Source organism: Streptomyces niphimycinicus, from assembly GCF_018883605.1.
GTDB lineage: Bacteria > Actinomycetota > Actinomycetes > Streptomycetales > Streptomycetaceae > Streptomyces > Streptomyces niphimycinicus.
The window spans coordinates 1-12,576 of record NZ_JAHLEM010000643.1; the positions used below are offsets into that span (position 1 = coordinate 1).

Below are 12,576 nucleotides of genomic sequence, written 5' to 3' on the forward strand. Positions count from 1 at the left end.
CTCCAGGACCTACTACGACAAGAAGATCGCCCAGGGCAAGCACCACACCCAAGCCCTCCTCTGCCTCGCCAGACGCCGAGCCGACGTCCTCTTCGCGATGCTTCGCGACGGCACCTTCTACGACCCGCAACCTGCCCCCACAGCTTGACGAAACCCATAGGGGCACCCCCCCGCCTGCCCCCTGCCCGTGTCACGTATGAGGAGACGCCATGACCGTCGTCGACACCACACCAGCGACCCTGCGCGAGGCCCCCATCCCGCCGGACGGAATGTACGAGGGCCCGCGCATCCTGCGGCGAGTGCCCGAGGGGTGGGAGGAGCGTCCGTACGACCGGTTCGAGGTCGTGCCCCTCGGACGGGTCATCGGGGCCGAGATCCGCGGACTGGACCTGTCCCGGCCGCTGGAGCCCGCGCTGCGCGAGGAGCTGAACCGAGCCCTGCTGGAGTGGAAGGTGCTCTTCTTCCGCGGTCAGCACCTCACCCCGGAGCGGCAGCGCGGATTCGCCCGCCACTGGGGCGAGTTGGAGACCAATCCGCTGCTGGCCACCGGTACCAGCGAGGATGTCGTCCGCTTCGACAAGGGTTCCGGCGCCACGCCGACGTTCGAGAACATCTGGCACACCGACGTCACCTTCCGCACCCGGCCCGCGCTCGGCGCCGTGCTCCAGTTGCGCGAGGTGCCGCCGGTGGGCGGGGACACCCTGTGGGCGGACATGGCGGCGGCGTACGACAACCTCCCGGCGGAGGTGAAGGACCGTATCGACGGCGCCACCGCCGTCCACGACTTCATCCCCGGCTTCGCCCGCTTCTACGGGCCCGAGCGGCTGGCCCCGTTCCAGGAGATGTTCCCGCCGGTGGAGCACCCGGTGGTGCGCACCCATCCCGAGACCGGCCGGCGGATGCTGTTCGTCAACACCTCCTTCACCACCCGGATCACCGGGATGGAGCGGGCGGAGAGCGACCGGCTGCTGAGCTTTCTGTGCCGGCAGGCGCATGTCCCGGAGTACCAGGTGCGTTTCCACTGGCAGGCGGGCGATATCGCGTTCTGGGACAACCGCGCCACGCAGCACTACGCGGTCAACGACTACGCACCGCATCGCAGGGTCGCCGAACGCGTCGCCATCGAGGGCGATCAGCCGTTCTGACCCTGTCCGACCCGACCGGCCGTTCCGAGCACGGCCGACGCGACCGCCGTTGTGACCGCGGCCGGCCCACGGTGGCCCCTGGTCCGGCGATTTTCGGTCATCCGCGCAGCCCGTACCCGGCGCGGATTCGCTCCGGGCGGATGGAACGATGCACCGCAGGGGCCACATCGGAGGTATAACCGTTGCGGAGTGGTCAGTTGGCGAGCCGAGGGGAGGCGACGGGTGCGATACCGGGTCCTGGGGGCGCTTGAGCTGCGCGACGGCGACGGGTGGACTTCCCTGGGGCCGGCCAAGTGGCGGACGCTGCTCGCGGTGCTGCTGTGCCACGCCAACCAGACCGTCTCCACCGAGCGGCTCCTGGAGGAGCTCTGGGGCGAGGACCGGGCGCCCCAGAGCGCCACCAAACTGCTCCAGACCTATGTCTCCCGGCTCCGCCAGACCATGGGCGACGAGGCCGGGCAGACCCTGATCACCGAGAAGCAGGGCTACAAGGCGCAGGGCTACCGACTGGCGGTGGAGGCCACCGAGTTCGACGCCCACCGGTTCGAGCAGTTGGTCGAGGAGGGGCGGCGAAGCCTCGACCGGGAGGCGCCCGAGACCGCGGCGGAGCGGCTCCGCGAGGCGCTGGCGATGTGGCGCGGCGCCCCGTTCGCCGATGTGCCCCCGACCCCGGCGGTGGCGGCGGAGGCCACCCGGCTCGAGGAGTGCCGGCTACAGGCCGTGGACGCCCGGATCGACGCCGACCTGCGGTGCGGGCGGCATACGGCCGTCCTGGGCGAGCTGGAGGCGCTGACCGCCGAGCATCCGTTCCGGGAGGAGCTGCGCGGCCGGCTCATGCTGGCCCTGTACCGGTCCGGCCGGCAGGCCGACGCCCTGGCCATCTACCGCGATCTGCACCGGCTGCTGAGCGAGGAGCTGGGGGTCGAGCCGACCCCGCCGCTGCGCGGCCTCCATGCGCGGATCCTGAACGCCGATGCCTCCCTGACGGCGCCGCCCGCCCCCGAGGCGGACCGCCCGGCGCCCGCCGCTCCCAGCAAAGCCCCCCGGGGCCCCCGCCAACTTCCGCCCGCCAGCCTCACGTTCACCGGCCGTCATGGCGAGGTCGCGGTGATCCAGGCGCTGATGGACGCGGCCGGGGACCCGGAGGCGGGCGAGGGCGGGCGGTCCGTGATGCTCGCGGCCATCGACGGCACCGGCGGGGTCGGCAAGTCGGCCCTGGCCATTCACGCCGCGCACCAGCTCGCCGACCGCTTCCCCGACGGCCAGCTCTATGTGGATCTGTACGGGGCGACCGCCGGGCAGTCGGCCCTGGACCCCGGCGAGGTGCTCGGCCGGTTCCTGCGCGCCCTCGGCGTGGACGGCTCGAGCGTGCCGAGCGACACCGACGAGGCGTCCGCGCAGTTCCGTTCGCTGGCGGCGGGCCGGCGGCTGCTGGTGATCCTCGACAACGCCGCGAGTGTGGACCAGGTGCGGCCGCTGATCCCCGCGGGGTCCGGCTGCGCCGCGCTGGTCACCAGCCGCGAGATGCTGACCACCCTGGAGGGCGCCACCCATCTGCATCTGGATGTGCTGCCCCAGGACCAGGCGGTGGCGCTGCTGGAGCGGGTCGTCGGCGCGGAGCGGGTGCGGGCCGAGCCCGCGGAGGCGGAGGAGATCACCCGGCTGTGCGGCGGGCTGCCGCTGGCGCTGCGGATCGCCGGCGCCCGGCTGGCCGCCCGCCCCGCGTGGCCGCTGCGCACCCTGGTGACCAAGCTGACCGACGCCCGCGGCCGGCTGGACGAGCTGCGGTTCGGCGATCTGGCCGTCCGTATCAGTTTCCAGGTGAGCTACGAGGCGTTCCGGCTCGGCCGACGCTCCGACGACCTGGACGCGGTCCGCGCGTTCCGGCTGCTCAGCGTGGTGCACGGGCACGATGTGAGCCTGCCGGTGGCGGCCGCGCTGCTGGACCTGCCCGCCGACCGCACCGAGAACGCGCTGGAGCGGCTGGTCGACGCCCAGCTCCTGGAGGGCCAGGACTCCGTCCGCTACCACATGCACGATCTGCTGCGGCTGTTCGCGTCGGAGCAGGCGGAGCAGGAGGAGTCCGAGGCGGAACGGTCGGCCGCGCTGGAGCGGGCGCTGTCCTGCTATGCGGCCACCGCCCAGCAGGCGGTCATCCTGCTCGACCCGCTCCGCCCCTGGCCCCGGCATCCCGGCGAGGGCCCGGCGGTCCCGCTGATGGGCCAGGACGAGGCCGAGAGCTGGCTGAAGGCCGAGCTGCCCAATCTGCTGGCCGCCGTCGCCCACGCGGCCGAGCCCGCCCAGCCCGAGGCGATCGCCCGCCTCGGGCTGCGGCTGGCGCGGGCGCTCCAGTGGTTCCTCTTTCCCCGGGCCCACGCCCAGGATCTGGAGTCGGTCAACGGGCTGGCCATCGAGACCGCCCGCCGCCTGGGCGACCCGGCGAGCGAGGCATGGGCGCTGGACGGCCTCTCCGCGGCGTACTGGTTGCAGCACAGCTATGACGAGGTGCGCACCGCGCTGGAGTCGGCGCTGGAGATCTGGCGCGAACTGGGCCACCGGGAGGGCGAGTTGCGCTCCGCCTGTAATCTCGCGGACGCGCTGTGCGAACTGGGCCTGTTCGAGGAGGCCATCACGGTGCAGGAGCGGCAACTGGCCCTCGCCCGGGAGGCCGGGGATCTGCCGGCCGAGGTGATCGGTTTGGGCAATCTCGGCCGGGCCCACCGGGGCATGGGCCGTCCCGAGGACGCCCTGACCTGTTTCAAGGAGAGCCTGGAGTACGCCCGCCGCACGGGCAACATCCACCATGAGGGCTTCGCCCTCTACGAGATCGGGATCACCTATATGGAACAGGGCAGGTTCGTCGAGGGCCGGGCCCATATGGACCAGGCCCTGCCCGTATGGCAGCGCCCCGGGACCTACGAGAGCTGGCGCGGGCACACCTGGAGCGGGCTCTTCCCCGCCTGTATGACCCTACAGATCGGCCCCGGCCCGCACTGAGCGGATCAGCCCCGGCCTGTACTGAGCGAATCAGCCCCGGCCCGCACTGAGGCGGGATCCGGGGCGGACGTCATACACCGGGGGCGGGGTTACGGCTTGCGGGCCACCCCGCCGTAGGCCCACACCCGGCTCGGGTCGGACTCGGCGCCGATGCCCGGGCGCCAGGAGGGCAGTTGCACCAGGCCCGGGGCGAGCAGGTCGAGGCCGGTGAAGAACTCCATGATCCCGGCACGGTCGCGGGCGACCAGACTGACCGGGTCCCCGAAGCTGATGACCTCCCATTCCCGGTCGGTGTCGATGGTGAAGTCACCGGTGGCATGGGAGAGGACCAGACAGCTCCCCGGCGCGGCCCAGTCCATGAGCCGGCGCACGATGCCGACGGGGTCCTCCAGGTCCTCGATGTAGTCGAGGACGAGCGTCAGCAGGATCGCGACCGGCTGCGCGGGGTCCAGCAGCCGCCGCAGCTCCTCATGGCCGAGGAGATCGTCGGGCGAGCGGACATCGGCCCTGACCATGGTGGTGCCGGAGACGGAGAGACGGGCCTGGCCGTGGCTGGCCACAATGGGGTCGTTGTCGGCGTAGACCACTCGGGCCCGGGGATTCACGGCCTGGGCGATCTCATGCACATTCGGGTTCGCCGGCAATCCCGCGCCGATATCCAGGAATTGGCTGATTCCACTGGCGGCGAGATGACGGACGGCACGGTGCAGGAATCTCCGATTGGAGAGCGCGGTGTCGCGGACTTCCGGTGCGACTCCGAGAAATCGCTGGGCCTGCTCGTAATCGGCGAGGTAATTGTCCTTACCGCCGACCAGAAAGTTGTAGACCCTGGCCGGATTCGCCTGGCTGACCGCGAGACGGCCGTGGTCGGCCGGGCGCCACGCCCTTGTCCTGAGGAGCCCTATCCCGGGTCCGCTGCTCTTCATCGTGATTCCCTTACCCATAGCACTGCCTCGCCTCACCGCGGACGGTTTTGGCTCACTGCGGATGCGGAGCCGCGCCCGGACGCCAGGTGACCGTCTTGCTGGGCCCCGGTTCGGCCCAGGCGACCGGATCTCGCGCCCATAGGTGGAAGGGCAGTCCGACATCGGCGGACACCCGGCTGAGCTGCCCCCAGGAGTACGCGCCGGAGTGCGTCGCGGTGGCCTGGAGCGCCGCTTCCAGACAGGTGCGAGCGGTGTGTTCGGCCCGGCAGGTGCCGCTCGGGCCGGACCCCTCCACCCCGCCGCAGAGCTGGAAGGTGCTCCAGGCGTAGAGGGGTTCGTCCTCGGTGCGAGGCTGATGCTGCTGGTCGACGTTCACAGGCCCTCTCCAGACGCGTCCCTACCGGGCGGCTGTAGCGATGCGCCCAGCATGGAAGAGGGCGGACCAGCGGCGGTATACCGGCGGTAAAGCGACGGCCGCGGCGGCTCGACCGGGTCCGCCCCGGTCGAGATCCCCGCCGCGGCCGCATCGCGTTCCGCATGGGAAAGGCCCTGGTCACACGCGATGTGGCAGCAAGGCGTGTGACCAGGGCCGCCCGGTCACCCGGCGAGCCAGGCCAGCACCTCCCGGTTGATCCGCTCGGGCGCCTCCAGGTGGAGGAAGTGCCCGGTGCCCTCGACCAGTTCCATGCGCGAGCCCGCCGGGAGGTGGTCCTTGGCCCCCTGGACGACATCGGCGCCGATGCAGCCGTCGTCGGTGCCGTGCAGATAGAGGATGGGGGTCTCCCCGGTGGCCGTGATGGCCTCCTGCTCGGCCGCGTACGCCGCCACATGGCGCGACGGGTCGAACAGGGCCCGGTAGTAGCCGATCGCGGCGGCGAGATGGGCGGGGTCGCGCAGGCTCTCCTTGACGTGCGCGATGTCCTCGGCAGCGTCCTGGTAGCCGGGCGACCAGTCGCGCCACAGGCCGTCGATCAGGGCCATGTCGTGCGCCGCCGCACCGGCCTCGGCCAGCGGCGTCTGGAACAGGAAGATGTAGAAGGAGCGCTTGAACTGGCCGTAGTCATAGTTGAAGAAGTCGGCCAGCACCCCGCCCAGCGGGGGCACCGACATCGTGACCGCGCGCCGCCAGCGCTCGGGGGCGCTGCCGGTGGCGCCGTACGTGGCGATGGCGCCCCAGTCGTGGCCGATGAGCACGGCGTCGCCGTCGCCGCCGAATGCCTCGTGGAGCGCGTTGGCGTCGGCGGCGATGGCGCCCGCCTGGTAGGCGCCGTCGGCCGGTATACCGGAGGGCGCGTAGCCCCTCAGAAAGGGCGCGACGGCGTGGTAGCCCGCGTCCGCGAGCGCGGGAAGCAGATGACGCCAGGAGTGCGCGGTGTCCGGGAAGCCGTGCAAGCAGAGCGCCAATGGGGCGTCGGCCGGACCCGCTTCGAAATACCCGAAATCAAGTCCATTTGCGTTGATGTTCTTCAGCTCTGTCACGCCCGAGGATGCTAATGCACCGTCAGGATGGCGTCCATGTATGGCCGGAACGGGCTGCGCGCCGGGCCGGGGAGGTGGCAGACTGCGCTATACCGTCCGGAAATTCGATGACGCACCTGAAGTGTTTTCGCCGGCCGAGCCCCAGGGAGGCCCGATGACCAGCCCGAGCAGCCCCGTCGCGGACCACCGCGATGCCATGATGCATCGCGGCTTCCTCTATCGCGACGAGGACGAAGTCGTCGACGTCTGCGTCCCCTTCCTCCGCGAGGGGCTGGAGGCGGACGACGCCGTGGCCGTCGTCGCCGCCTCCTCCAACATCGACGCGCTGCGGGACGCGCTCGGGCAGGACGCCAAGGCGGTGCAGTTCGAGGAGGCGCTGAGCTGGTATCAGCACCCGGTCAAGACCATCGCCGCCTACGACTCCTTCGTGAAGGCCGAGAAGCCGCGCCGGGTCCGGGTGATCGCCGAACCGGTGTGGCAGGGCCGCACCCCGCTCGAGGTGGTGGAGTGGGCGCGCTACGAGTCGATCGTCAACGCGGCCTTCGCCCACTCCGGCGCCCGCGCGATCTGCTGTTACGACCGGCGCCTGCTGCACCCCGAGATCCTCGCGTACGCGCGCCAGACCCACCCCGAGATCATCGACGGCCATGGGCCGGAGCGGAGCGACGCCTACACCGACCCCGGCCCGTTCAGCGCCACCTGCGACCGGCGTCCCCTGCCGTCCGCCCCGCGCATAGCCGAGTCGGTGTCGATCGTCTCGACCGATCTGGACGCCGTACGCACCTTCGTCGCCGAGCGGGCCGGCCGGCACGGCATGGGCCATGACGCGCTGCGCAATATGGTCGCGGCCGTGAGCGAGGTGGCCACCACCGCGATCCGGCACGGCGAGGCCCCGGCACGGCTGAGCACCTGGGTCCATGACGGCGATCTGGTCTGCGAGATCTCCGGGCCCGGCCACTGGTACCCGGACGCGCTGTGGGGCTTCACCCCGCCGGCCGGCACCGAGCCCGGATTCGGTCTGTGGGGTGTGCGCATGCTGTGCGACGTCGTACAGATGCAGGCCGACGCGGACGGCACCCTCATCCGGCTGCGCACCCGCATCTGACGCCGCCTCGTCCGCCGACGCACGCCGCCTCGCCCGCCGACGCAGGTCACCTCGCCCGCGGAAGCGCACCGACGGGCCGCCGGGCGCCGGTGCCGGATGCGGCCGGGGCGGTGCGGGGCGACACTGGCGGGGAGTGCAACAGCCGTGATGCGGAGTGTGCGTATGGATGGGCTGCCGTCCGTCTGGGAGAGCACGCGATGAACACGCCCCACAGGCGCCGTGGCGCCCAGGGCACCCCCAGGGTGCGGGACCTCCCCACCCGCATCGACGCCACCGGCACCCGGCGGGAGACGGACGCGCTGGGGACCGTCGAGGTCCCCGCCGACCGCTACTGGGGCGCCCGGACCGAGCGGGCCCTGGTCCACCTCGCGATCGGTGACGACCGCATGCCCAAGGCGGTCTACCACGCCTACGGCTACGTCAAGAAGGCCGCCGCGCTGGTCAACGGCCGGGAGGGGCGGCTGGCGGGGTGGCAGGCCGATCTGATCGCGCATGTGGCCGACGAGGTGATCTCCGGCGCGCTGGACGACCACTTCCCGCTGTATGTGTGGCAGGCCGGCTCCGGCACCCAGACCAATGCGAACGTCAACGAGGTCATCAGCAATCGCGCGATCCAACTGGTCGGCGGCGTCCTCGGCAGCAAGGACCCGGTGCACCCCGACGACCACGTCAATCTGGGCCAGTCCGCCAACGACACCTTCCCCACGGCCATGCACATCGCCGCCGTGCGCATCCTGCACGACCCCCTGCTGCCGCAGGTCAGCCTGCTCCAGGAGGCCATCGCCGCCAAGTCCCGCGCCTGGTACGACGTCGTCAAGACCGGCCGCACCCATCTTCAGGACGCGGTCCCCCTCTCCGTGGGACAGGAGTGGTCCGGCTACGCCGCCCAGCTCTCCGACGCGCTGGAGCGACTGCGCGCCACCCTGCCGGATCTGTACCAGCTCGCCATCGGCGGTACCGCGGTCGGCACCGGGCTGGGCGCCCCCGAGGGGTTCGGCCCTGCGGTGGCCCGGGAGGTCGCCGGTGCCACCGGCCATCCGTTCAAGGTGGCGCCCAACTCCTTCGCGGCCCAGAGCGGTGCGGACACCATGGTGGCCGCCTCGGCCGGGCTGCGGGGCCTCGCCGTCCCCCTGATGAAGATCGCCGACGATCTCCGCTGGCTCGCCTCCGGCCCTCGTTCCGGGCTCGGGGAGCTCACCCTGCCCGCCAATGAGCCCGGCAGCTCCAGCATGCCCGGCAAGGTCAACCCGACCCAGTGCGAGGCCATGATGATGGTGTGCATCCAGGTGCTCTCCGACGACAGCGCCGTCGCACACGCGGGCACCCGGGGCAACTTCCAGCTCAACGCGGCGCGGCCACTGGTCATCAGCGACTTCCTGCATTCCGCCCGCATCCTCGCCGACGCCTGCGAGAAGCTGCGCGAATACTGCGTCGAGGGCATCGAGCTGAACCGCGAGCGGATCGACGAGCATCTCGCCCGCTCGCTGACGCTGGTCACCGCGCTGGCGCCGAAGATCGGCCACGACAAGGCCGGCGAGATCGCCCACAAGGCCGCCGCCGAGGGGACGACCCTGCGCGAGGCGGCCATCGCCAGCGGCCACATCAGCGCCGAGGATTTCGACCGCATCGTGGACCCCCGGAAGATGGCCCGCCTCCGGGACGGCTGACCTCATCGGCGTATCCCGTGCTCGGCCAGCGGCCCCACCTCCAGGCCCGCGGCCCGGCACTCCGCCACCACCACGGGCAGCGCGGCCAGCGTGGCGCGCCAGCAGCCGGTGGCCGCCGCGCGGTCGGTGTCATGCAGCAGAACGGTGGCGCCGCCGCACAGATCGCGCCGTACGGCGGCGGACACCGACCGCGCGGTGGCGTCCGCGGACCAGTCGCGCCCCCAGGCCGACCAGAGGACGGGGGTGAGCCCGGCCCGTGCCGCCGCCAGCCAGCGGCCGCCGGTGAGGATGCCGTACGGCGGCCGGTACCACAGCGGTACCTCGCCGGTGGCCAGCCGTATCGCACGCGCGGCACGGGCGACCTCCGTGACATCCCGGGACACCGTGGGCAGCCAGGGGCGGCTGTGGGTCCAGCCGTGGACAGCCAGCTCGTGACCCCGGCGGACGATTTCCAGGGTGGTGTGCGGGAAGCGTGTCACCCCGTCCCCCAGGACGAAGAAGGTGGCCCGGACGCCCAGCTCGTCCAGCACCCGGAGAAAGCGCGGTGTGGTACGCGGATCGGGTCCGTCGTCGAAGGTGAGGGCCACATGGTCGCGGCGTCCGCGGCCCGCCAGGGCGGGGAAGAGGGCGCGCCGGGGCCCGGCCAGCCAGGTGCCGGCCGGGGCGATATGCGCCGCCGCCGCCAGCAGCGCCGCATTGCGCACCAGGACACCGGAGCGGTGGCGCGCGCTCATGGTGTTCCCTCACCGCCGTCCGGACTCCTCCGCCGTCCGCGGAGGGGCCCGGCCTGCCGCGACGGCTCGGGGACGACCTGGTCCCAGCCGCCGCACATGGCGGGCGAGCGGGTCAGTCCCACGATGCCGGCCGCCATCAGCAGGATGCCGGCCACCTCGGGCACGATGCGCAGCCCCAGGTCGACGCGCTCACCGAACAGCACCCAGCCCAGCGCGATGCTGACCAGGGCGTCGCCGAGGGTGAGCGCGGGCTGCGAGGCGGCCAGGGTGCCCGCGCGCAGGGTGCTCTGCAACAGCAGAAAGCTCAGCAGCCCTACGACGCACACCGCGTACAGCGGCCAGTCGGTGAACACCGCCGCCACCCCACCGGCGAACCGCCCGGTCAACTCCTTGATCAGCGCCGCCGTACAGGCGAAACAGGTGGCGGTGGCGCATCCGAGGGCGACGGCGCGGGCGGGCCCGCGCAGCGCATGGGCCACCGCGATCAGGATGCCCACGGCGATGGCCACCACCACGCCCACGGGCAGCCACTCACCGTTCTTCGCCCTGGTCGCGCCATGTGAGGGATCGGCCGCCGCCAGGAAGAGCGCGAGCCCGGCGGCGAGCATCACGAACGACAGCCAGGTCCGGCCGTCCGGGCGGTGGTGGAAGACCAGACTGCCGACCACCAGGGTGAACAGCAGCTCGCTGACCAGCAGCGGCTGGACCACGGAGAGTCGCCCGACCGCCAGCGCGCCCACCTGCGCCGCCGCCGACACCACCATCGCGGCGAGCCCCGCCAGCCAGTACGGGCGGCGCAGCAGACGCACCAGCCGCAGCGGGTTCCGCTTCGGGCCCGGGGCGCTCCGCTCCTCCCGGACCTGGTCCATCGCGGCCCGCCGCTGAAGTACCGAGGCCGTGCCGTTGCCCAGGGCGGACAGCAGGGCCAGCAGCACCGTCAGGACGCTCACCGGGGGTCACCCGAAGCGTGCGGCCAACCGGTGGTACAGCCGGGGGGCCACGGCGCGGGCCACCGCGGGCAGCCGCATCCAGGCCGGTACGTACACCTCGTCCCGCCCGCGCTCCACGGCCTCCCAGACCGCGTCGGCGACCCGCTCGGGCGGCAGCGGACGGGGCAGCCGGCGGGCGTACGGGGCGCCGCGCCGGGCGAAGAACGGGGTGTCCACCACACCGGGGACCACATGGGTGACCCGCACCCCGGCCCGGCTCAGCTCGTAGCGCAGGGCGTCGGCGAACACGCCGAGCGCCGCCTTGGCCGCGGAGTACACCGCCTCGCCACGCACCCCGACGGTTCCGGCCACCGAGCCGATCAGCACGATGTGTCCCCGCCGCTCGGCCTCCATCCGGGGGACGACCATGCGCACCAGGCGCATCGCGGCGAGCAGATCGACGCGGACCACCTGGTCGATGGCGGCGGGCGGCATGGTGGCGAAGGGGCCGGCCCAGCCCACGCCCGCCCCCGCGATCAGCAGATCCACCCGTCCGGCGGCACGGAGAGCGTCCTGGACGAGCACCTCCGGGCCCCTGGGCGCGGCCAGGTCGACGGGGAAGGCGAGGGCCGATGTCCTGGCGGCCACGTGGTCGAGCCGTTCCCGGTGGCGGCCGCTGACCAGCAGCCGCCAGCCGCCCTCGGCCGCGATCCGGTCGGCGATGGCGGCACCGATGCCCGAGGAGGCGCCGGTCACCAGCGCGACCCTGGTCCCGGTGGTGTCGGCGTACCCGGTGTCCCGCACGTGGCCGCGATCGAGCGGTGCGTCCGGGAGGGGGCGGATCATGGCATCTCCCTGTCTCGCCGCCGACCGGCCGCTGGCCCTGGGTCACCGGCCGTCGAGCGCGCGGTTTGACGGCGTGCGGAGCGGATACCTCCAGTGAGCCATGAGGAGCCGCGCCTCGCACCATCGGAGGTGGTCATGCACCAGCCGTCGGCACGTTTTCTCGTCGTGAGCGCCGGGATGGGGGCCGGACACGACGCGGTCGCCGCCGAGCTGGTGCGCAGGCTGGAGAGGCTGGGCCAGGGAGCCGGCCGGGTGGATGTGCTGGAGTTGCTGCCGCACCGGATCGGGGCGGGGCTGCGTTCGTTCTATCGGACGACCATCCGTCGTGCCCCGGTGCTGTACGAGGGCATCTACCGGGCGTTCTTCCGCCCCGGCAGGGGCCCTAGGCCGGGCAGCGCCCCGCTGGCCGCGCTCGCCGAGGACCGACTGCTGGCCCTGGTGGAGCGGGAGCGGCCGGACGTGGTCGTCCCGGTGTTCCATCTGGCCGCGCAACTGACGGGGAGGCTTCGGGCGCGCGGGGCCCTGGGGGTGCCCAGCGCGGTCGTGGTGACCGATTTCGCGGTGCACCGCCAGTGGCTGCACCCGGGCAACGATCTGCATCTGTGTGTCACCCCGGAGGCCGCGGACACGGTGCGCCGGGCGCTGGGCCGTCCATCGGTGGCCACCGGACCGGTGGTGGCGCCGCGCTTCTTCGCCCCGGCGCCGGGGGCGGCGCGGTGGCGGCGGCACCTGTGCGCGCTCGCGCCCG

General features: G+C 72.6%; 11 protein-coding genes and 1 pseudogene. 6 read left to right on the forward strand and 6 right to left on the reverse strand.

Annotation, left to right across the window (positions count from 1 at the left end; translation table 11 throughout):
- From KN815_RS38795 to KN815_RS38805, 3 genes and pseudogenes are all read left to right on the forward strand, one after another.
- Positions 1-148 (forward strand): annotated as a pseudogene (locus KN815_RS38795) (IS110 family transposase); the annotation flags it as partial.
- Between the two features lie 61 nt (positions 149-209).
- A complete protein-coding gene (locus tag KN815_RS38800) occupies positions 210-1,145 on the forward strand; it encodes a TauD/TfdA family dioxygenase (RefSeq protein WP_216346506.1) in 936 nt (311 codons plus the stop codon).
- A gap of 222 nt (positions 1,146-1,367) precedes the next feature.
- Positions 1,368-4,142, forward strand: a complete 2,775-nt coding sequence (locus tag KN815_RS38805; RefSeq protein WP_216346507.1) for an AfsR/SARP family transcriptional regulator — start codon at positions 1,368-1,370, stop codon at positions 4,140-4,142.
- Positions 4,143-4,231: 89 nt separating this feature from the next.
- On the opposite strand, the gene KN815_RS38810 is transcribed toward KN815_RS38805, so the two are convergent.
- The 3 genes from KN815_RS38810 to KN815_RS38820 form a co-directional block, all read right to left on the reverse strand.
- Positions 4,232-5,068 carry an SAM-dependent methyltransferase gene (locus tag KN815_RS38810; RefSeq protein WP_216346508.1) on the reverse strand — a complete coding sequence of 279 codons (837 nt, stop codon included), beginning with the start codon at positions 5,066-5,068 and terminating at the stop codon, positions 4,232-4,234.
- Positions 5,069-5,120: 52 nt separating this feature from the next.
- Positions 5,121-5,444, reverse strand: coding sequence for a hypothetical protein (locus KN815_RS38815; protein WP_078638415.1), 324 nt, complete (start codon positions 5,442-5,444; stop codon positions 5,121-5,123).
- A 221-nt stretch (positions 5,445-5,665) separates the two neighbouring features.
- Positions 5,666-6,547 (reverse strand): alpha/beta fold hydrolase, encoded by an 882-nt coding sequence (locus tag KN815_RS38820; RefSeq protein WP_216346509.1) that lies wholly within the window; start codon positions 6,545-6,547, stop codon positions 5,666-5,668.
- Positions 6,548-6,701: 154 nt separating this feature from the next.
- Here KN815_RS38820 and KN815_RS38825 point away from each other — a divergent pair, with 154 nt between their 5' ends.
- Together KN815_RS38825 and KN815_RS38830 are read left to right on the forward strand one after the other, a co-directional pair.
- Positions 6,702-7,652 carry an anti-sigma factor RsbA family regulatory protein gene (locus KN815_RS38825; protein WP_216346510.1) on the forward strand — a complete coding sequence of 317 codons (951 nt, stop codon included), beginning with the start codon at positions 6,702-6,704 and terminating at the stop codon, positions 7,650-7,652.
- 197 nt (positions 7,653-7,849) lie between these two features.
- Entirely contained in the window at positions 7,850-9,319 is a 1,470-nt protein-coding gene (locus KN815_RS38830; protein ID WP_216346511.1) for a class II fumarate hydratase, read from the forward strand.
- A 2-nt stretch (positions 9,320-9,321) separates the two neighbouring features.
- Here KN815_RS38830 and KN815_RS38835 read toward each other — a convergent pair whose 3' ends face one another.
- From KN815_RS38835 to KN815_RS38845, 3 genes are read right to left on the reverse strand one after another with little or no spacing between them, the layout of a single operon-like run.
- The gene (locus KN815_RS38835) at positions 9,322-10,053 is read right to left on the reverse strand and encodes a polysaccharide deacetylase family protein (RefSeq protein ID WP_216346512.1); all 732 of its coding nucleotides are present in this window, start codon (positions 10,051-10,053) and stop codon (positions 9,322-9,324) included.
- The gene (locus tag KN815_RS38840) at positions 10,050-11,003 is read right to left on the reverse strand and encodes a DMT family transporter (RefSeq protein ID WP_216346513.1); all 954 of its coding nucleotides are present in this window, start codon (positions 11,001-11,003) and stop codon (positions 10,050-10,052) included. The genes KN815_RS38835 and KN815_RS38840 overlap by 4 nt, the downstream gene beginning before the upstream one ends.
- Positions 11,004-11,009: 6 nt before the next feature.
- Positions 11,010-11,828 (reverse strand): SDR family NAD(P)-dependent oxidoreductase, encoded by an 819-nt coding sequence (locus KN815_RS38845; protein WP_216346514.1) that lies wholly within the window; start codon positions 11,826-11,828, stop codon positions 11,010-11,012.
- A 135-nt stretch (positions 11,829-11,963) separates the two neighbouring features.
- Here KN815_RS38845 and KN815_RS38850 point away from each other — a divergent pair.
- On the forward strand, positions 11,964-12,576 hold a 613-nt coding region (locus KN815_RS38850), incomplete at its 3' end, for an MGDG synthase family glycosyltransferase (protein WP_443732341.1).